This is a genomic window from Acinetobacter sp. Colony158 (assembly GCF_019264745.1).
GTDB classification, from domain to species: Bacteria; Pseudomonadota; Gammaproteobacteria; order Pseudomonadales; family Moraxellaceae; genus Acinetobacter; species Acinetobacter ursingii.
In genome coordinates, this window is the sequence record NZ_CP078523.1 from 1,996,768 (window position 1) to 2,017,153 (window position 20,386).

General features: G+C 38.9%; 18 protein-coding genes. 10 read left to right on the forward strand and 8 right to left on the reverse strand.

The annotated features are described in order from the left end of the window. The first annotated feature begins 1 nt into the window (after position 1). Genes JR005_RS08190 through JR005_RS08205 form a run of 4 tightly spaced genes read left to right on the forward strand, consistent with a single transcriptional unit; the run spans position 2 to position 4,056 of the window. Positions 2-1,006: a glycosyltransferase gene (locus JR005_RS08190; RefSeq protein WP_004992910.1), complete on the forward strand. Its 1,005-nt coding sequence runs from the start codon at positions 2-4 to the stop codon at positions 1,004-1,006. After that, positions 990-2,021 (forward strand): ELM1/GtrOC1 family putative glycosyltransferase, encoded by a 1,032-nt coding sequence (locus JR005_RS08195; protein ID WP_004992912.1) that lies wholly within the window; start codon positions 990-992, stop codon positions 2,019-2,021. The genes JR005_RS08190 and JR005_RS08195 overlap by 17 nt, the downstream gene beginning before the upstream one ends. After that, a complete protein-coding gene (locus JR005_RS08200) occupies positions 2,018-3,082 on the forward strand; it encodes a glycosyltransferase family 4 protein (RefSeq protein WP_005002431.1) in 1,065 nt (354 codons plus the stop codon). The genes JR005_RS08195 and JR005_RS08200 overlap by 4 nt, the downstream gene beginning before the upstream one ends. A gap of 38 nt (positions 3,083-3,120) precedes the next feature. Beyond that, positions 3,121-4,056 carry a glycosyltransferase family 2 protein gene (locus JR005_RS08205; protein WP_005002432.1) on the forward strand — a complete coding sequence of 312 codons (936 nt, stop codon included), beginning with the start codon at positions 3,121-3,123 and terminating at the stop codon, positions 4,054-4,056. Between the two features lie 33 nt (positions 4,057-4,089). On the opposite strand, the gene JR005_RS08210 is transcribed toward JR005_RS08205, so the two are convergent. The 5 genes from JR005_RS08210 to JR005_RS08230 all read right to left on the reverse strand — a co-directional run bounded on the left by JR005_RS08210 (position 4,090) and on the right by JR005_RS08230 (position 9,239). Then, positions 4,090-5,019: a glycosyltransferase family 8 protein gene (locus JR005_RS08210; RefSeq protein WP_005002436.1), complete on the reverse strand. Its 930-nt coding sequence runs from the start codon at positions 5,017-5,019 to the stop codon at positions 4,090-4,092. Positions 5,020-5,082: 63 nt separating this feature from the next. After that, positions 5,083-6,132: a glycosyltransferase gene (locus JR005_RS08215; protein ID WP_005002439.1), complete on the reverse strand. Its 1,050-nt coding sequence runs from the start codon at positions 6,130-6,132 to the stop codon at positions 5,083-5,085. Positions 6,133-6,179: 47 nt separating this feature from the next. Continuing rightward, positions 6,180-6,395 carry a hypothetical protein gene (locus tag JR005_RS08220; protein WP_005002441.1) on the reverse strand — a complete coding sequence of 72 codons (216 nt, stop codon included), beginning with the start codon at positions 6,393-6,395 and terminating at the stop codon, positions 6,180-6,182. A 149-nt stretch (positions 6,396-6,544) separates the two neighbouring features. Further along, positions 6,545-8,323, reverse strand: a complete 1,779-nt coding sequence (gene aspS, locus JR005_RS08225) for an aspartate--tRNA ligase (RefSeq protein ID WP_005002444.1) — start codon at positions 8,321-8,323, stop codon at positions 6,545-6,547. 142 nt (positions 8,324-8,465) lie between these two features. Continuing rightward, on the reverse strand, positions 8,466-9,239 hold the full coding sequence (locus tag JR005_RS08230; protein WP_004994714.1) for a DUF4184 family protein: 774 nt from the start codon (positions 9,237-9,239) through the stop codon (positions 8,466-8,468). 146 nt (positions 9,240-9,385) lie between these two features. On the opposite strand from JR005_RS08230, the gene znuD (JR005_RS08235) reads away from it, so the two are divergent. From znuD (JR005_RS08235) to JR005_RS08245, 3 genes are all read left to right on the forward strand, one after another. Next, a complete protein-coding gene (gene znuD / locus JR005_RS08235; RefSeq protein WP_218664872.1) occupies positions 9,386-11,458 on the forward strand; it encodes a zinc piracy TonB-dependent receptor ZnuD in 2,073 nt (690 codons plus the stop codon). A 220-nt stretch (positions 11,459-11,678) separates the two neighbouring features. After that, entirely contained in the window at positions 11,679-13,709 is a 2,031-nt protein-coding gene (znuD, locus tag JR005_RS08240; RefSeq protein WP_034699456.1) for a zinc piracy TonB-dependent receptor ZnuD, read from the forward strand. A gap of 143 nt (positions 13,710-13,852) precedes the next feature. Beyond that, on the forward strand, positions 13,853-15,316 hold the full coding sequence (locus tag JR005_RS08245) for a phospholipase D family protein (RefSeq protein ID WP_104794973.1): 1,464 nt from the start codon (positions 13,853-13,855) through the stop codon (positions 15,314-15,316). A gap of 78 nt (positions 15,317-15,394) precedes the next feature. Here the strand turns inward: JR005_RS08245 and JR005_RS08250 are convergent, their stop codons facing one another. Further along, entirely contained in the window at positions 15,395-15,841 is a 447-nt protein-coding gene (locus tag JR005_RS08250; RefSeq protein WP_004992938.1) for a hypothetical protein, read from the reverse strand. A 172-nt stretch (positions 15,842-16,013) separates the two neighbouring features. Here JR005_RS08250 and JR005_RS08255 point away from each other — a divergent pair, with 172 nt between their 5' ends. From JR005_RS08255 to JR005_RS08265, 3 genes are all read left to right on the forward strand, one after another. Beyond that, positions 16,014-16,466 carry an RcnB family protein gene (locus JR005_RS08255; protein ID WP_104794974.1) on the forward strand — a complete coding sequence of 151 codons (453 nt, stop codon included), beginning with the start codon at positions 16,014-16,016 and terminating at the stop codon, positions 16,464-16,466. A 147-nt stretch (positions 16,467-16,613) separates the two neighbouring features. After that, complete coding sequence (locus JR005_RS08260) at positions 16,614-16,964, forward strand: RcnB family protein (protein WP_004994696.1); 351 nt, start codon at positions 16,614-16,616, stop codon at positions 16,962-16,964. Positions 16,965-17,322: 358 nt separating this feature from the next. Then, entirely contained in the window at positions 17,323-17,745 is a 423-nt protein-coding gene (locus tag JR005_RS08265) for an RcnB family protein (protein ID WP_218664873.1), read from the forward strand. Positions 17,746-17,790: 45 nt separating this feature from the next. Here JR005_RS08265 and JR005_RS08270 read toward each other — a convergent pair whose 3' ends face one another. Then, positions 17,791-18,285 carry a phosphate-starvation-inducible protein PsiE gene (locus JR005_RS08270; protein ID WP_004992946.1) on the reverse strand — a complete coding sequence of 165 codons (495 nt, stop codon included), beginning with the start codon at positions 18,283-18,285 and terminating at the stop codon, positions 17,791-17,793. 144 nt (positions 18,286-18,429) lie between these two features. After that, positions 18,430-20,211 (reverse strand): acyl-CoA dehydrogenase C-terminal domain-containing protein, encoded by a 1,782-nt coding sequence (locus JR005_RS08275; RefSeq protein ID WP_218664874.1) that lies wholly within the window; start codon positions 20,209-20,211, stop codon positions 18,430-18,432. Positions 20,212-20,386: the final 175 nt, after the last annotated feature.

Below are 20,386 nucleotides of genomic sequence, written 5' to 3' on the forward strand. Positions count from 1 at the left end.
TATGCATATTTGTATGGTGATGGCAGGCGATGAAGAAGGCGGACTTGAGAAACACGTGATTGAGCTTGCTAATGGATTGATAAAACTGAAACATCGTGTCAGTTTGATTGCTCATGAAAAATATCGATCACGTGTTGAAAATGTTCAGTTCTACTCCCTTGATTTATCGAAGAGCCGTAATAACCCGATTCTATTATGGAAGCTTTATCAAACGATTAAATCTATCCAAGCGGATGTCTTACACGTCCAAGCGAACAAAGCAGTCTCGATGATTGCACCAATGTTAAAATGGTTAAATGTCCCGAATGTTGCCACATTACATAATTTAAAAAAGAATATTAAAGCTTTTAATCGTTATGATCGGATTATTGCGGTGAGTCAAAGAGTTGCCAATCAATTTTCATCTCAATCCAAGATTCGCGTGGTATTGAATGGTGTGAAGCCACCTGATTTTATTATAAATAGTAAATCTGCAACTTATCCCCTACAAGCGATTGCCATTGGGCGTTTAGTGAAAGCTAAAGGGTTTGATTTACTTATTGAGGCTTGGAAAGAAGTTGATGCAGGGCTATGGATTGTTGGGGATGGACCTGACCGACAGGTCTTACAGCAACAAATTGAACAAACACAGTTATCTCAGCGTATTAAAATTTGGGGGCATCGTGATGATATTAATGATTTATTGCTGCAATCAGATTTCTTGGTCATTTCTTCTCGGAACGAAGGTGGTCCTTATACGCTTTCTGAAGCACTGTTGTTAAAACGACCAGTGATTTCATCAGATGTTGGTATGGTTTCGCAGGTGTTATTACCCTCTATGATTTGTCCTGCTAATAATACACAGGCACTTCATCAATTATTGCAGCAGCATATTCAACATTTTTCACAGCTACAAAAAGACGCTGAACCAATTTTTCATTTTGCACAGCAACATTTGACCATCAATGCCATGGTTGAACATACGGCAAGGGTATATCAGGAACTTTTAGATGACGGACACGCTTAAACAAACTAAAAAAGTCTGGGTTATCAGTGATGGTGTGCCAGGTCATTTTAATCAATCTAAAGGTGTTTTATTTGCTTTACAGCATTTATTCGAGTTAGACGTTTGTTGGATTGATTTGAAACTTAATCAGGGTTTTTTACGACGTCCATTAAGTTGGTTGCTCAATTCAACTCTTCCTGATTTGAATAAACTTCATTATTTTTATCGGGGTGATGTACTTCCGCAACAATCTCCAGATATTGTTGTTGGTGCAGGCGGAAACACGGCTTATGCAGTCATTTGGATTTCTAAAGCTTTGCATGCCAAAAGTATATTTTGTGGCTCACTTCGGCATTTAAATGCAAAGCTCTTTGATGCTATTTTGGTACTGGAACCTGATCTAGATAAACCTTTTATAAGTCTTGATGTATCGCCTATGGCGATTGATCAACAAGTATTGGCTCAGCAAGCTGAACAATGGCGCAACGAACATGCTGTATTAACGAAACCAGTGTGGACGATGCTTATTGGAGGTAATGGTGCCGGTGCTATTTATCAGGATTCAGACTGGAAAATACTGGCAGAGCAAATGAATCAACTTGCACATCAATTTGATATTCGATGGTTAATCAGCACCTCACGACGTACAGGGGGGCAGGCTGAAAACATACTAAAGCAACATTTGAATGACGATATAATCATTGATGCGGTGTGGTGGAGTGAAGCACCACGTCAGGTTCTACATGCTTTTTTGGGACTTTCTGATCGGGTATATTGTGGGGCTGATTCGATGTCGATGATGATGGAAACGATCAGTGCTATGCGAGCTTTAGTGGTCTATTATCCTTTTGAATTTAATCCTGATCAGCGGTTTGGTGGGGTATTGCAACGAATTGAACGAACTGAATTAGCTACAGTGCAACCCATTTCAGATTTATCCAATATGGATCAGGATAGCGAAAATGTACTAAAACCATTAAAATACGAACCTAGTGAAAAATTAGCACAATTATTGAAAGATAGGCTCTTCTCTTGAAAAAATTTAAAATCATCAATACGGTATATGGGGATGCTACAGGTGGTCGTTGGCAAGCTGTACTGGATATCGCTAATACACTAAAAAGTTATGGCCATGAGATAGTCTTACTACGTGGGGAGGAAAATGCGCATTTGAATAGTGGTGAATGGCCAATTCATGTGATTCCAAATACAGGTTTTTATAGTATTGCGGCCGCGTTAAAAGTACGCAAATTTATTCAGGAACAACAGCCAGATTTAATTGTAGCGCATAGTGGAAAAGCTGTTTGGTTATTTAAAAATGCGATGCTGGGCATGCAAAAGAAAATACCAGTACTTGCGGTCAACCACAGCCATAATGTTAAAAGAACCTTGCGTGCAGACGCATTTTTACATATTACGCCTTATGTGCAAGAGCTTGTTCAAGCGTTACAAAGTAACGAGGAAAAAAAGAAACCGCAACGTGTCATTTCAAATCTTACTTATTTACCAAAGGTTGAAGCAAGTCCTAAGCCACTTAAGCAGTCTGTAAATATTGTCATGCTGACACGAATGGTACCTAATAAAGGTGTTCATGTTTTAATTGATGCTTTAGCTTTATTAAAGCAAAGAGGAATACCATTTAGCGCAGTTTTAGCGGGTCAAGGCGAAATGCTTGAACAATGTAAAGCTCAGGCAAGTCAGTTAGGTTTGGATGATCTTGTGAGTTTCCCTGGCTGGATTGGTGGGGACGATAAAATTAATTTAATACAGCAAGCAGATATAATTGCTTTGCCATCAATCACTGAGATCCAAGGAATTGGAATTTTAGATGCATTTGCATGGGGAAAGACATTGATTACCACAGATGATATTGGTATTCGACAGACAGCAAAGCATCAAGTAAATGCATGGTGTGCTAAAGCTGATGATGCGATTAGTCTAGCAGATGGAATTGAATACTTAATTAGTCATCCTGATGAAGCTTTAAAATATGCTCAGCAAGGTAAAAAAGAGGCTTTAGAGAAATATTGTTTTGAGCAAATTGCGAAAGAGCATAATAGTCTGATCAATGAAGTCATCAGTTTTTATATGAAGTAAAAATTGATAATTTGCTAATTGTATGAATTTAAAGAAAAATGAATAAATTATTAACTATAATTATTCCTGTGTATGGTGTAGAGAAATATATACAGGAGTTTTTGGATAGCTTATTTCCTCAAATAGAAGCATCTATTGAGTTAATCTTTGTTAATGATGGAACTCAAGATCAGTCTATTATGATTTTAAATGATTCTATTGATAAGCATGATATTAATTGTTTGATTTTAAATCAGTCTAATGCAGGTGTAAGCAGTGCTAGAAATAATGCACTAAGAGTCTGTACTGGACAATTCGTCACTTTTCTTGATCCTGATGATGTTGTTAGCCCAAAATATATAGAAAAAATTTTAGATATTATTACTAATCATAATGATATTTCAATTATTCATTATAATGCTTATATGAAAAAGGAAAATAATGAAATTGTTGATATGTGTTTTGTTGATGAGACGTCAACTCACATTATTAATCAAGAGTTTAAAATAAAAAATTTTATTAAGGATAAATGGCAACCTTGGTTGAGAGTATTCAGAAAAGACTTATTGAAAGATTTTGAATTTGTTGAGGGTTATATTTTTGAAGATGTTTTGGCATTTCCGTTTTTATATCGGGATGAATTGAAGATTTATGAATTAGTCGATCATCTTTTGATATATAGATTGAATGAAAGTAGTTTAACAGCTAAAAAAAATCAACTATTTTTTGATAGTATTTATTATGCTATTAGTTTTTATCGATTATATAGAAATATCAAGTGTTTTGAATGTGTATATTTTAAGCTGATTGAGTGTTTATATGGGGTAATGCTAAAAAAGAATTTTTATCATTTTTTAAAATTTTACAATATGTTTAAAGAAGACATTTTTTATATAAAAGATCATAGATGCCTTAATACTTTTAAGTTAAAGTTTAAATATACAAGTCCTTTATTGTTTTACATGTATAAGACTAAATTTTTCCTAAAATTATAAAATAGCAGTAATCATTTTTTAATTTTAGGATATTTAGCTAAATTTTTTTTGTATATATAATATATACCATTGAATACTAGCTAGATATTTTCCTTTTCGCCATAATATTTTAGCAAACTTCTTTGCTTCTTTGGAATTTTTAGGTGCATCAAGTGGTTGGTCTTTCCAAGGCGATTGATAGTAATACTTTAAATACAATTCTCCGTGGGAGGCTGCGATGCTCCAAGGTTTAGGAGAGCTTACAAAATGTATAAGAGCTGGTGAAATATCGTCTCGAGTAAAATAGTTGAATTTTTGATCAATAAAAATCATTTTATTCTTCAGTAAGATATTAAGCACATCTTGATCTGGGAACTTATAATCTCTTTTTGAAATAAGCGTATTAAATTTTGTTAATACATCAAAATTGTTCCATTCTTTTGTATTAATTAAAAGAACGCCTGAATTAAAGTATTTATCATTTGGATTTAAGCCAATGCTTTCAATATAAGTTGGTTTCATGCATTTATCTTGAACTGCTGCAAGAACTTTATTTTCAATATTAATTGAACAAATCTGTTTTAGACTACTAACACATAAAATATCAGCATCTAGATATATAAATTTGTCCAACTTATCTTTAAAAATATTTGCTATCGATAATCGGTAGTAGATTGCAGTTGTGAAATGCCCATTGACTTGTAATTTATCGTAAGGTTCAGTATTTAGAATGTAGACAAAGATTTGTGTATTTTTAAACTGGCTTATAATTTCATCATAGCCAAATGAATCAAAATACGTTGTAAAAATATGGAAATTAATTTTTAAATCTTGATTGTTCTTTGCTATAGAGAATAAAGTAATTCCACAAGGTTTTAAGTAGTTTTTATCAATAGCAAAAGCAATGTCTAAGTCTGGAATAAAAGTCGGCTGTTCACTGAAAAGACGAAAAGACTCTTTGATAAAACTATTAAAATAATTCATTTGGTTTCACAGTTTAAATAATTGGATTTTATTTAATCCAGTATAAAAAGAATAGAGGGTGACTCAGGCTTCTAGTTTGCTGCCATTAGTGTAAATTTCATCTTGCCAAACCGAATCTAAAGATTGATTATAAATTAAATTTAACCATTGTTGCAAAACCGTCTTTGCCTCGAAACGGGTATGCGCAATTTCATAGCCTTTTTTTGCAATTTCAATAGCCTGTAATGGATGCTTTTGATAGTAATCAATTTTTTTGAGTAATTCATTAAAATCTTCAAAATAAATAATACTATCTTCTGGAAATAAAATATCTAACCCTGGTGTCCTAGCCGTAAATACTAAAGTGCCCATACCTGTAAGCTGTGCAATACGATCACTACTATACATATAGATATTATTATACTTGGAATAATTAATGCCCATTAAACTGTTTTGAACGGCAGCTTGATACTCATATCCAAATAAAGAAGGATGTCCTAAACAGGCGCCTAATTTAAACTTCAAATTTGGAAGTTCTTCAACTAAATTTTTAATAAACTGTTCACGTTCAGGATATTTACTATTCGAGCCACAAAATACACAATCGTAGTCGTATTTGTGCCAATCAGATCGAGAGTGTTCAATTGAAGCCAGACTTAGATTCGGTGTAAATGCAAATAGAGGATGTGGACACACTTCTGAAAGTTGTTTTAAGTGTTCACCCGCAGTAGTGATAAAAATATGATCAACTTCATCTTGCATTTCTTTGAAATGATCCAGCCGGTGTGGTTCGTTAATTGGATCTACAAACCACATTGCGATTTTAGAATCATTAATTGTTTTTAGTTGTTTTAATAGTGTTTTAGGTAAATGAATATGACCAATTAAAATAAGATCAAAATGAATATTTTTACATAAATCAATAAGTTGATTATGCACTTTTTTATGAGAAAGAGATGTCGTATTGAAAATATTACTTTTTCTCACCATAAATTTATAATCAAAAGGATATACATAATGACCAAGTTCCATGAGACCATGTTGAACTTTTGCGTCAGTGTTATAAAACATCATTCCATTATTTTCGGGTTTAAAATTGGCTATATGTAATATCTTAAGTGAACGAAGTGGCAAAATTGCTCTCCAATCAGCAGTGTGAAAATCAAAAGATTAGGCCAAAATTATTGATCCGCATTACCTTTAATGACCATATAAAGTAATGAGGCCATAATGAGGAAACCACCACCTAAGCAGCTTACGCAGAATAATAAAATACGTTGATAGGTATCTAAATTAAACAGTTGGTTATTTAAAATATATAAAACAAATCCCCATTGAATGAGTGAAAATGCAACAAGAACAAGGGTACGACGACGTACTTCAGGACGCATAGCCATATTGAATGAATCCAAGGGAGAGCAAAGACCTATTATGCCATTATAGAGAATCAATCTCAATTCATGTCATGATGATTGTTGCGACATGGCTCATGCGAGTACAAAGAAGCCAGCATATTGCTGGCTTCTTTTAAAGATTTTACAGTCAGTTAATCTTCTTTCTTAGGCTGCTCACGCAAACGAATACCCAAATCACGTAACTGATTTGGTTCCACTGGTGCAGGTGCCTGCGTCAATGGACATTCAGCTGTCTTGGTTTTCGGGAATGCAATCACATCACGAATAGACGAAGCACCTGTCATTAGCATGACTAAACGATCCAGACCAAAAGCCAAACCGCCGTGCGGAGGAGCACCATAACGCAATGCATTTAACAAGAAACTGAATTTTTCTTCGGCTTCTTCTTCACCAATACCCAAAGCTTCAAAAATCGCTTTTTGCATGTCTAAAGTATAAATACGTAGTGAACCACCACCGATTTCAGTACCATTAAGCACCATATCGTATGCAACAGAAAGTGCCTCACCAGGATTCGACTTAACTTCTTCAACGCTTGATTTTGGCAAAGTAAATGGATGGTGAACCGATGTCCATTTACCATCGTCAGTTTCTTCAAACATTGGGAAATCAACGACCCAAAGTGGCGCCCATTCGCATGTTGTAAGTTTTAGGTCATGACCGATTTTAACACGTAGCGCGCCCATCGCATCATTCACAACTTTGGCTTTATCCGCACCGAAGAATACGATGTCACCATTTTCTGCACCGACACGTTTAAGCAGATCAAGTACGATCGGTTCAATAAACTTCACGATTGGAGATTGTAAACCTTCAATGCCTTTTTCTAGCTCATTGACTTTAATATAAGCTAAACCTTTCGCACCGTAGATACCGACAAATTTAGTATATTCATCAATCGCACTACGTGGCAATGAACCTGCACCTGGTACACGTAAAGCCACAATACGACCTTTAGGATCTTTGGCTGGACCTGCAAAAACTTTAAATTCAACGTCTTGCATTAAGTCAGCAACGTCAACCAATTTTAGTGGAATACGCATGTCTGGCTTGTCAGATGCGTAATCACGCATGGCATCGTTATAAGTCATACGTTCAAATTTATCGAACTTGACCCCAAGCAAATCGTTAAATAATTTAACGGTCATGCCTTCCATCAAATCCATAATGTCATCATCATTTAAGAATGATGTTTCAATGTCGATTTGGGTAAATTCTGGTTGACGATCCGCACGTAAGTCTTCGTCACGGAAACATTTGGCAATCTGGTAATAACGATCAATACCACCCACCATCAACAATTGTTTAAATAATTGTGGTGATTGCGGTAGGGCGTAGAAGCTTCCATTTTGAACACGGCTTGGGACTAAATAGTCACGCGCACCTTCTGGTGTTGCACGAGTCAAAATTGGTGTTTCAACGTCTAGAAAACCATTGTCATCTAAATAGTTACGAATTAAAGTCGTTGCTTTAGAACGTAAACGTAAGCGCTCTAACATTTCAGGACGACGGATATCAAGGAAACGATATTTTAAACGATGTTCTTCAGAGACATTGATATTGTCATCATTCAATGGGAATGGCGGTGTTTCAGATTGTGCAAGAACTTCAATTTCTTTGCCCAAAACCTCAATTTGACCACTGACCATATTGGCATTTTCAGTGCCTGCATAGCGACGACGAACACGACCTGTAATTTTAAGAACAAATTCAGAACGCGCTTTGTCTGCGGTTGCAAAAGCTTCTGGGGTGTCAGGGTCGATCACGACTTGGACTAAACCATCACGGTCACGCATGTCTAGGAAAATAACCCCACCGTGATCACGGCGACGGTGTACCCATCCGCAAAGCGTTACGGTCTGGTCAATTTGGGCTTCTGTTAAAGAGCCACAGTAATGAGTTCGCATCATATTTTAAAATCCAAACTATATTGGCTGTAGGGGCGTATACGTAAACAGCGTACCGCCAGTGAATCAGCGATTATGCCTTTTTGAAGGAGCACTCACAAGAACTTGAGCGTAAAACAGCAAAAAAACACAGCAAATTGAAAGCTTAATTCTGTTTTTGGGCGCTAAATGCCTTAAACCATTTCACCAGAATAAAAATGAGGCAGCTCAAACTAAAACTGATGAGAAAACCACGTGAAAAATAATTAATCGCTTTGCCTGTAACGGCATAGGTATCTGTATGCCAGAGTTGAGTGTCGAGTTGTTGCCAATAGCTAAAAAGAAAATAGCTGCCTACAGCGAACGAGAGAAATATCGCAACACTTAATGATTGATATGATGCGCGTTGCTTTTGAATACGATATTCAATCATGTAGCGATAACACAACCAGCCTAAAATCGGCAAAGTGATGAGAGAGGTAGACAGTTGTAAAAAACGATGAATAGGATAAGTTCGCCCTAAAAATAAGATGTCTTGACTGAGTAAGCCTTGAAATGCAAAGGTTCTAAAATCGTCATGCGTGAGTCCATCCCAGAGAATATGTGTTGCACAGCCTATGATGACTCCCAATATACAAGCCATACAAAAACTACAGAACCGATTAAAAGTAGCTAGATTTAAATCATCTTGTAGAGAGAGCCAGTAATACAACACAGGGCGATACAGTACATACCACAGTACGCAAAAAATAAGTCCAAGCACTAAATCTGGAATAATTAAGCCTGCCCATTCATGGCTTATCGTGACATTTTCATCTGTAAATAATCGCACTAAATCTGGTGTCATACAGCCTATTGCCAACGCACCAATGGGCAATTTGTATCGAGTGATTTTGGCGATAGGGGGAGCAAGAACCGCATGGGATAAAGTAAAAGGCATAAATATAAAGAAATAAATTTTGGATCAAGATCGGGTCTGAGTGTAAAGCTTTAGAGAATGAATGTTTTTTATTGCAAAACAAATGAAATGTTATATTATAACAAAAATTAAGAAGATTTTAAGATTTTAAGAATTCGAGGCTTTATATGTTCTTTAAAAAGAATGCACTGACTGTATCGTTATTTGCAGCGATCTGTGGCGTAACACACGCAGCAGAGCAACAAACTGGGATACAAAAATTAGAAACTATCGAAGTTAGCGCACATCCTCTGGTGCAAAGTGCTGTGGATTATGCGGCTGCTGACAATATTATTAAGAATGATCAATTGCGGCAGGGTGGCGCAACAATTGGTGAAGCTTTAAGTCAACAAGTTGGGGTTTATTCCAATCAGTTTGGACCAGGTGCAAGTCGTCCCGTTATTCGTGGGCAAGATGGTGCGCGGGTCAAAGTTTTAGACAATGCCTCTGAAACGATGGATGTTTCCACTTTATCTCCCGATCACGCCGTCACAGTCGATCCAATTTTGGCGAAGCAAGTTGAAATTATTCGAGGGCCCTCAACTTTACTGTACGGTGCAGGTACAGTGGGTGGGTTGGTGAATGTTACCGATAGTAAAATTCCAACTCAAATGCCTGAAGGTGGATATGAGGGGCAGATTGGACTGCGCTATAACACAGGCAGCGATGAAAAGTTAGCAGCTGCGGGAGTTACAGTTGGTTTGGGTGATCAGGTCGCGCTACGTGTTGAAGGTTTAAAGCGTGATGCTAACAATTATATTGCACCTGATTATGTTCATGAAGGTGAAAGAGAGCGTCGAGTCGATAATACCTTTGCCAAATCAGAGAACGTCAGTGTAGGTTTGTCATGGATCTATGATCGAGGTTTTACTGGAGTTTCTTATACCAATCGTCAGGATCAATACGGTTTGCCGGGTCATAGCCATGAGTATGAAAGCTGTCATCCGCATGGTACACATCTACATTGTGGTGGGCATGATGGCCATGATGATGATCATGATCACGACGGTCATGATCATGATGAGGATGGACATGATCATGCTGGCCCGTGGGTCGACCTCAAATCTGAACGTTATGATTTTAGAACAGAGCTGGATGATCCATTTGCAGGCTTTAAAAAGTTACTGGCACAGGCCAGTTATACAGACTATAAACATGATGAAATTGAGGAAGGTGAAGCTGCAACGACATTTAAAAGTACAGGTTATGATGCTCGTTTAGAGTTGGTGCATCAGCCGATTGGCATGTGGGAAGGGGTGTTAGGTACACAATTTGGCCGTCAAAAGCTGGATATTACCGGTGAAGAATCCATCTTTGCAGGGCCGAGTACTACGGATAAATGGAGCGTATTTGCTTTAGAACATACGCAGTGGAAAGATGTACATTTTGAAGTGGCAGCACGTTTTGATCAGCAACAAATTGATATTGATTCGTCGCAAAAAGATTACAATGACCATACTTTTTCTTATTCAGGTGCAGCCAATTGGTTATTTGCGCCGAATTATAAATTGTCATTAGTCGCTTCGCATCAGGAGCGTATGCCACTGGCACAAGAGCTTTATGCCAATGGGAAACATCTCGCCACCAATACTTATGAAATTGGCAATGAAAACCTAAACCCAGAAAAATCCAATAATATCGAACTGGGGTTTCATTACGATACGGACAAGCTGAATTATCATGTACATGTATTCCATAACTGGTTTGATGACTATATCTATGCTCGTACACTGGATCGTTATGAGAACTTCCGACTTGTGCAATACACACAAGATGAAGCACGTTTTTATGGGGTAGAAGGTGAAATCTCTTATCAACTTTCTCCACGTTATAAAACGACGTTGTTTGGAGATTATGTTCGCGGAAAAATTGATGCTGAAGGTGATGCACCACGTATGCCTGGAGGACGTTTAGGAACACGTTTTGATGCGGACTTTGGAGACGGTTTTTCTGGAATGGCAGAGTACTCTCACGTGTTTAACCAAGACAAAATCGCAGCTTATGAAACTGAGACAGACGGCTATAACATGGTGAATCTAGGGGTTGCCTATGCAGCACGAGTCAGTAATAAAACGGATTATCGGGTTTATTTAAAAGCCAATAACCTGCTGGATGAAACAGTGTATAACCATGCATCGTTTTTATCCAACATCCCTCAAGTTGGACGAAACTTTACGTTGGGGATCGATTTTAGTTTCTAAAGCAGTGGTTTTTAAATATTCACATGGAGCCTATGATATAGGCTTCATGTTTTTGAAATGTTATATTGTTCTATTCATCTTTTGCTTAAATTAGACTTAATTTATTGTCGAAACCATAAAAGTCATATTGCTAATGGAAATAATGATACCGCACTGAATTTTCTTGAAAAATATATAATATATTATAACGTAACATGTGATTAGCATCTGGATGATCATCATGTTTAAAAAAACACATATATTTGCACTTTCTATTCTTTCATTGTCTATACAACATGCTTTTGCGCAAAATTCTCAACAGGAAGTCGATGTCAATGATTTACCTACAATTGAATTGCAAGCTCAGTCTACGCCAAAAGATCATCTCAATCATGCAGCAGGTGACACGGTCATCGGGAAAGACCAATTGGTTCAGGGTGCAACTACAATTGGCAATGCCTTAAATGGTCAGGCAGGTATCTACTCAGCTCAATACACGGGGGGCGTAAGCCGCCCTGTGATTCGAGGTCAGGATGGGGCACGTGTCAAGATTACTCAAAATGGGGGCGATCCATTAGATGTTTCTTCGGTTTCACCTGATCATGCAGTCACGGTCGATCCCAATTCGGCAGATCAGATCGAAGTCTTAAGAGGCCCGGAAACATTAATGTATGGTGCGGGTTCTGTTGGTGGTTTGGTCAATGTGATCGATCATAAAATTCCTGAAACAATGCCAGAAAATGGCTATGAAGGGCGTATAGGTGCGCGTTATAACACGGGTGATGATGGTTTGGTTTATTCGGGTGATACCACAATCGGTTTGGGGCGTCAGGTTGCTTTAAATTTGGGTGCTGTAAAACGCGATGCCAATAACTATATTTTACCGAATGATCTACAAAGCGATTCACGCCGTGAAGATAGCACCTTTGCTAAATCCCATGATTATCATGCAGGCTTGTCATGGATTTATGATCGTGGTTATACCGGAGTTTCCTATAGTGAACGTCATGATAAATATGGTATTCCTGGAGATGTCGATTCAGACTGGGAACCTGACCACAACATGATGTTGACCATTCCTGCGGAACATGAGGACGACGGTGAAAATGGAAGTTCATCGTGGATTAATTTAAAACAAAAACGTTATGACGTTAAAACCCAATTGAATGATCCATTTGTGGGATTTAGCCGCTTAACTGCTCAGGCCAACCACACGACGTATCAACATGCCGAAATGGATGGCGATACGCCAGCTACACTGTTTCATAGTACAGGTACAGATATGCGTATTGTTTTAGACAATCATCCGTGGGCAGGTTGGAATGGTCAAATGGGCGCACAATTTACTCGCCAAAAACTGACCATCGATGGCGAAGAAGCTTTGATGGCACCCACAGACACCGAACGTTACAGTTTATTTGCCTTACAGACGAAACAGTTTGGTCCAGTCACGACGAAACTCTTTACACGTATTGATCATCAAGATACAAGTGTGGACTCAGATCAGAAAAACTTTAATGGTACGGCCTATTCTGTTGCAGGTGAAAGCGCTTGGGAATTTACACCGAATCATAAAATTTCACTTGATGCATCCCATCAAGAACGTTCTCCAATGGCTCAGGAATTATATTCGAATGGAGGATTACATGGACCCACAAAAAGTTTCGAATTTGGTAATGACGAATTAACACAAGAAAAATCCAATAATATCAATTTGGGTTTCCATGGCGACCAAGACGCGCTTCAGTACAACTTAACTGTTTACCATAATTGGTTTGATAACTTTATCTATGCAAATACCATCGACCGTAAGGGAGATTTTCGTTCTATACATTATGACCAAACAGATGCACGTTTTTATGGCGTTGATGGTGATATTAGCTACCAGATGAGTGCGCGCTATAATGCAGGCTTATTTGGTGATTATGTGCGTGCCAAGCTCTATGATAATGGTAATGCACCACGTATTCCGGGTGGGCGAATGGGAACACGTATCAAGGCAGATTTTGGTGAAGGATACTCTGGTACAGCCGAGTACTATCATGTCTTTCATCAGGATGATATTGCCAACTACGAAACCGAAGGCAAGAGTTATAATATGGTAAATCTAGGCTTGGCTTATCAGGGGCAGTTGAACCCAAAAACAGGCTACCAGTTATATGCCAAAGCCAATAATCTGCTCGATAGTAAAGTCTATTTACACGAGTCTTTCCTCTCTGATGTGCCACAAATAGGTCGAAACTTTAGTGTGGGCATCGATTTTAATTTTTAAATCTCTAATATTTTTACCTGAAGGAAGATGTGAGATCTTCCTTTTGTGTTTTTGCAGCTTGAGATAAGCCAATTTAACCAAATGTGTCTTGAAAAATAAGGAAATAAACTCTAGCCTGAACCTAATTGTTTAGGTTGTTTGTTATGCGTATTTTTCAACGAATTCACAAAAAGCTGAATTGGTCGGGGCGTCGTTACGTTGCACTGATCGCAGGTGTATTAGCCCTGAGTTATATTGCTTCCGCGATTTATCATGTCTATAAACCCTTACCCGATGGTTTAAATTTTACGGGTAAATTACGTCATGCAGAGGTTAAATTTCTTTCTGATCAAACTTATGTGAATGCTCAAGGTCAACAACAGCAGGATCATCAAATTTTTGATGAAATTTTGAATCTGATCCATCAGGCGAAAACCACCATTGTTCTGGATATGTTCTTATTTAATTCAGAAACAGGTGAATCCAAACTGACACAGCGACCATTAACACAGCAACTTACCCAAGCCTTGATTCAAAAACGGCACGAATCTCCGAATGTTGAAATTACGCTGATTACTGATCCGATTAATTCGGTTTACGGCGGTATCTTGCCTGAACATTATCGACAATTACGTCAGGCAGGCATTGATATCATCGAAACTAACCTCACTCCATTACGTGCCTCGAATCCAACTTGGTCTGGACTCTGGTATCTCTGTTGTCAGGATCTAGGTAATAATCCTGAAAAGGGCTGGTTACCAAATCCATTTGGCAAGGAAAAAATTACTTTACGCAGTTATTTGCAACTGGCTAATTTTAAGGCAAATCATCGTAAGACCTTGGTGGTGAATACCGATGACGGCTGGAAATCTTTGGTGACTTCAGCCAATCCTCATGATGGCAGTTCACGCCATTCCAACGTCGCTTTATTGGTGTCAGGCCCAACAGCCATGGATCTGTTGAAAACTGAACAAAGTGTGGCGCAAATGTCTTCGGGTTCATCACCTATGATGGTGATGGGTGAAATAAACGCCAGTCATCAGGCGCCCCAAGTTCAGGTTTTGACTGAAGCGGCAATATATCATGCGGTAGTGGATTTAATTCAGTCCGCAAAAGCCAACGATCAAATTGATCTGGCGATGTTTTATTTGTCCGAACGTCAAATTGTGAATGATTTAAAAGCAGCGCAAAAACGTGGCGTGAAATTAAGGGTTTTACTTGATCCGAATAAAGATGCTTTTGGACGTCAAAAAAATGGCATTCCCAATCGTCAAGTGGCTTCAGAGTTACATGCTGCAGGCGTTCCTGTGCGTTGGTGCGACACTCATGGTGAACAATGCCACAGTAAAATGATCATTAAATCTAACCCGACTCAGGCTGAGATGATTTTAGGCTCGGCTAATTTTACTGCACGTAATTTGAAAAATTATAATCTGGAAACGGATATGTTGGTGCAAGGACAAACTCAGGATGCCGTTTTTCAAGATGCGGAGCGTTACTTTAATACTGCATGGTCGAATCTGAATGGTCGTCAAATGAGTGTCGATTATTCCAAATATGCAGATGAGTCCAAGCTCAAATATTGGACTTATCGTTTTATGGAATGGTCGGGACTTTCTACTTTTTAATGATTTTGCTTAAAAGCGAATCCAATGCTGATCAAAAAGAGAGATTATTGCTCTCTTTTTGATTTTTTATATCGGCTGTTAATGCGTTGGAGGAATTAGTTCATCCAATTCTTGAGCTGATAATTCATCCAGTCCTGCCAAATCGGTTGAAATTTTCCATTGGCTTTCATCTTCTACCGGATTGGGTAAACGTGCTTCGAGCCAGTCACACACAACATCTGGCGTAAAATCTGGATGATTACATTGAATGACCCACGCCAAAAATTCTTTTGGTTCACCATTCATATAGGGTGGAGGAGAAACTGGAAAAAACTGGGTGGGTAACCGTTCATTGGTCGATAAATAATTCAACACATGTCCCAGCTCTTGCACCGTTTGCCAAGCCAGCGGGTGTTCAACATCAATCTGAAATTTAAACCACCATGCATCTTTACCATCCGCGCCATGTGCATCGATTCGGCTTTCCTGAATGCTTGGTATTTTACTAAAAAATTGATAAAGGCGTTCAAAACTTAATTCAGCCACAAGCTCTCAATCCAGTCATACAAGGAACCTCTAGTATAGCGGCTTTTTCAATAAAGAAATGTGAAGCATGCCACGCAGTACAACTTTAAATGGAACCTACATTTATTATGCAGAAATTGTTTGTTTTTAAGCTAATATAATAGGGTATTTAAAGAATAAGAAGGGCGATACGATGCGTATTTATGGTGTATATGCCTGTATGGTTGCAATCTTACTCAGTCTCTCCACTGTAAGTATGGCTGAAAATCAATGGGGAAATTATCGTGGTGTAGAACGTCCTAAACCACCGTCACGACCACCGCAATGGAATCGACCTCCACCGCCTTATTATGGGCATCGTCCTCCATCAAATGGACATTATCCTCATTATCCGCAGCGACCTCATCAGGGGAGTTATATTGAATATCACTACCAGCCTCATACTCAGTATGAGTATCGAACTGAGCGCTATGTATTTGTTCGTGGTAATACTTTACCTATCGAATATCGTAATGAACAATATTATCTCAATGACTGGTCTGGACATCAGCTTGACGAGCCAACATGGGGAACACGCTGGTATTCAGTAGGCGGGCATTATTTACTGATTTCAGATGATAACTTTCGTATTGAGCTTGTACGTTAATCGACGATATTGAGGAATCATGGTGTGTTACATATTCTTCATCTTTAAGGAAGCAAGCTTACAATCTTTAGCAAAATCAGGCTTTTCATCCATGCTTTCTCCTTGACTGTCGCCTAATCTGGAGACAGATCAAAAGAGGATGAACTCATGAAAATATCATTGAAGATGACACTGGCTGCACTGGCTTTGGGTATTTCGGCCACCACGATGGCAGCACCCAATGACTGGAATCAATATCGTGGCGTCGATCGTCATTATCATCACGCTCCGCCTAAAGCACCACCAAAATGGTCAAACTCACATCATGAACGTGATCGTTATGTGAGTTTTAGAAAAGGCGATCGCTTACCTTATCAATATCGTGACAACCGTTATCACGTGTCAAATTGGCGTAATTCGCGCTTATCTGCACCGCCACGTGGCTATCATTGGGTAAGAGCAGATGGTCGCTATTTATTGGTATCAAATAGTAACCATCGTATTTATGCAGTTCGATAAATTGTTTGAGTCATCATAAAATCCAGCATCGCAATGATCTGACCCCCAAAATTTGGATGGTTTGATTAAGCGGTTTCTAAGGACTGAGTTCTGTACAGGACTCAGCCTTTTTAATTTTACGCAGAAAGCCGATTTCATCACTGAAGTGAGACTTAACGATGAAGCCTGTGCCAAAGCTTGAAGTGTCCTCTTTACTTGGATTTATGGAGGTTTTTTAAGTTAATTTACAATGAAATATGAAGCGTATTACAACCCACTAAAATCATAACAATTGATTGCAGATATGGGTCTTTTATTCATGATTTCTCCCAGAGCATTTTCTACACTTTAGACTTGGTGTTATTGCGGACAACTGGATATGAAAAGGATCATTTCCGTTTCACTTTGTGTGTGTATGCTTGGTGTATCCACACTTTCACTGGCTGATCCACCGCCTCCAGATTGGGGTGGACGTGGTTGGGGGCATTATCATGGCGGGCCAGATCGACATGCAGATTGGCATCGTCACGATTGGCGAGCTTATGGACCACCGCCACCTAGGGTGATCGAAAATCGTTACTATTATGCACCACCGCCACGATATGACCGAGTACATGATTTCAGACCCGGTTATCGTTTGCCACCGCAATATTTAGCGGAACGCTATTATGTGAATAACTGGTATGACTATCAACTGCCACCGCCTCCACCGCAACACCGCTGGGCATATATCGATGGACGCTATGTGTTAGTCGCTGTTGCTACAGGAATTATTGCCCAGATTCTTTTTGGCGGGCATTAAGACGATTCTTCTCAAACACCATTATCTGAGCAGGGTAGTGGTTTTTTATGCCAATTCATCATCTTCTGGTCGCGGGGTTTCTCCTTTGGCCAATGGACGTTCCTGATGTTTATCCCGAATGACAGATGGATAATGCCATGATGCATAGCGGACGATTAAAATCGCGATAGCCAAAATCAAGATCGAGCCTGTGACGATCAGCAGATCAACATCGGCTTGATGGTTATGTTGAATATCTGAGATCAATAAGCGAGTCAGTGCAGTTATCGCCACATAAATGAGAAATCGCACTGGCATGTGGTTGGTTTTAAAATAAATTCCAACCATTGCTCCAAGTTCTAAATAGATGAATAACAATAAAATATCGTCAATCGTGGCATATTTTTTAACGGTAAAAATATCGATGGTGGTATGAATTGCTGACCATGCCACCATACAGCCAATAATAAACAACGCCAGATAATGAAAAGCTTCGACGGCGCGATTACCGAGTTTATCCAGAAAAGCCTCTAGATTTTTGGGGGACTTGGGAGTGGGCATGACTAAGCTTCTTATAATGACAGATGATGGTTATTAAATATCAAGCAAATTTCATGCACATGACGCTTTGATTGACGTAATTTGAAGATCTAAGAGTATAAAAAAACGCCCGATGAATCAGGCGTTTTGATTTGCAAGAATCAATTAGGATTGAGTGGTAAAGTATTCTTCACTAAAGCCCATGACTAACTCAGAGCCTGCTTCAATTTTTTTGATGCGAGTTTCAAGTTCTGGCAGGATACGCGTAACAAAGTACTGAGCAAGAGAAAGTTTATTTTGATAGAAATCGCCTGATTTTTCCTGTGCAGCGGCTGCAATCTTGGCAAACATATAGGCAAAGCTGAGTAAGCCAACAGCATGCAAATAATCAACGGCTGCTGCATTTGGGAAATCAACATTTTCTGCTGCTTGTTGCAAAATAAATTGAGTTACCGCTTCAACTTCAGTGGCTGCATCCAGTGTTGCATCTTTAATGAAGTTCAGGTCAGCACTGAGCGTATTGGCAAAATCGCGGATTTCGGCAATATATTCAGCAATAAATGCACCGCCAGATTTAATGGTTTTACGACCAATTAAATCCTGTGACTGAACGCCATTAGTACCTTCATAAATTTGTGAAATACGCAGGTCACGAATACATTGTTCCATGCCCCATTCACGAATATAACCATGCCCACCAAAACACATTTGTGCATCTAAGGTTGCTTGGAATGCGGTATCTGTTAGATATGCTTTCGCGATAGGTGTCAGCAGGGCAACTCGGTTATTGGCTTTTTTAACGGCTTCTGCATCAGTTGAAAATTTGGTGATGTCGAGTTGTTGCCCCACATACACTGCAAAAGCACGTGATGCTTCATTATTGGCACGTGCATTAAGCAACATGCGACGGACATCGCCATGGACTAAGATACTATCTGCTGGTTTATTTGGAGATTGTACACCTGCCGCACTACGACCCTGTAAACGATCTGTCGCATATTGAGCCGCATTTTGGTAGGCAAATTCAGATGCGCCAAGACCCTGAATCCCCATCGATAAACGCTCATAGTTCATCATGACGAACATAGCAGCAAGACCTTCATTTTCCTTACCGACAAGGAAACCTTTGGCACCGTCAAAATTCATGACACAAGTAGCAGAGGCTTTTATCCCCATTTTATGTTCAATCGAACCTGGACCAACAGCATTGCGCTCACCCACTGAACCATCTTCATTGACCATAAATTTCGGTACGATAAAGAGCGAAATACCACGCGAACCTGCGGGTGCATCAGGTGTTTTAGCCAATACCAAATGAATGATATTTTCAGCAAGATCGTGATCACCACCTGTGATGAAGATTTTAGTACCTGTGATGTTATAGGTACCATCTGCATTCGGTTCAGCTTTGGTTTTAATAATCCCTAAGTCTGTACCTGCATGTGGCTCAGTTAAGCACATAGTACCTGACCATTCACCTGAATAAATTTTAGGTAAATAAGTCTCTTTTTGCTCTTGCGATGCATAACTGTTGAGTGCCATACCTGCACCGACAGAAAGAAGCGGGTAGAGCATAAACGATGGATTAGTAGCAAATAGCATTTCGTCGGCAAGAACAGTCAGCATTTTTGGCATGCCTTGACCGCCCCATTCTTCATCTGCACCTAAACCGATCCAACCGCCTTGCGCATACTGTTGAAATGCATCTTTAAAGCCAGCAGGGGTAAAGACATTGCCGTTTTCATAACGTGCGCCTTCTTCGTCACCTGTACGGTTTAAGGGCAAAGTTACGTTTTGTGCAAATTTAGCCATTTCTTCCAAAATAGCTTCAGCAGTTGCAGCATCAATGTGAGCCAGATTTTCATTGGCTTGCCAGAATTGTTCTGCCTTGAATACGTCATTTAAGATAAAGCGCATATCTGCAAGAGGGGCGTTGTAAATTGGCATCGTTGTTCACCTTTGTTCTTTTTACATTTATGTGTCTAATATTGCACAGAAAATGTAAGTCATCAGTATGTTTTGATTGGCATTAATTTAACATTGATTTGATAAAAAAAGGACTGTCAAAACTGATCAGTCCTTTTTTATTAGTATGCAATTGTTTTCACTCATGCACACATGT

Bases quoted from the DNA above. Each gene is read 5' to 3' on its own strand.
- JR005_RS08205 (WP_005002432.1), top strand. From the start codon at position 3,121: ATGAATAAATTATTAACTATAATTATTCCTGTGTATGGTGTAGAGAAA.
- aspS (WP_005002444.1), bottom strand. From the start codon at position 8,323: ATGATGCGAACTCATTACTGTGGCTCTTTAACAGAAGCCCAAATTGAC.
- znuD (WP_034699456.1), top strand. From the start codon at position 11,679: ATGTTTAAAAAAACACATATATTTGCACTTTCTATTCTTTCATTGTCT.
- JR005_RS08190 (WP_004992910.1), top strand. From the start codon at position 2: ATGCATATTTGTATGGTGATGGCAGGCGATGAAGAAGGCGGACTTGAG.
- JR005_RS08195 (WP_004992912.1), top strand. From the start codon at position 990: ATGACGGACACGCTTAAACAAACTAAAAAAGTCTGGGTTATCAGTGAT.
- JR005_RS08255 (WP_104794974.1), top strand. From the start codon at position 16,014: ATGCGTATTTATGGTGTATATGCCTGTATGGTTGCAATCTTACTCAGT.
- JR005_RS08245 (WP_104794973.1), top strand. From the start codon at position 13,853: ATGCGTATTTTTCAACGAATTCACAAAAAGCTGAATTGGTCGGGGCGT.
- JR005_RS08275 (WP_218664874.1), bottom strand. From the start codon at position 20,211: ATGCCAATTTACAACGCCCCTCTTGCAGATATGCGCTTTATCTTAAAT.
- JR005_RS08260 (WP_004994696.1), top strand. From the start codon at position 16,614: ATGAAAATATCATTGAAGATGACACTGGCTGCACTGGCTTTGGGTATT.
- JR005_RS08220 (WP_005002441.1), bottom strand. From the start codon at position 6,395: ATGGCTATGCGTCCTGAAGTACGTCGTCGTACCCTTGTTCTTGTTGCA.
- JR005_RS08230 (WP_004994714.1), bottom strand. From the start codon at position 9,239: ATGCCTTTTACTTTATCCCATGCGGTTCTTGCTCCCCCTATCGCCAAA.
- JR005_RS08270 (WP_004992946.1), bottom strand. From the start codon at position 18,285: ATGCCCACTCCCAAGTCCCCCAAAAATCTAGAGGCTTTTCTGGATAAA.
- znuD (WP_218664872.1), top strand. From the start codon at position 9,386: ATGTTCTTTAAAAAGAATGCACTGACTGTATCGTTATTTGCAGCGATC.
- JR005_RS08210 (WP_005002436.1), bottom strand. From the start codon at position 5,019: ATGAATTATTTTAATAGTTTTATCAAAGAGTCTTTTCGTCTTTTCAGT.
- JR005_RS08265 (WP_218664873.1), top strand. From the start codon at position 17,323: ATGAAAAGGATCATTTCCGTTTCACTTTGTGTGTGTATGCTTGGTGTA.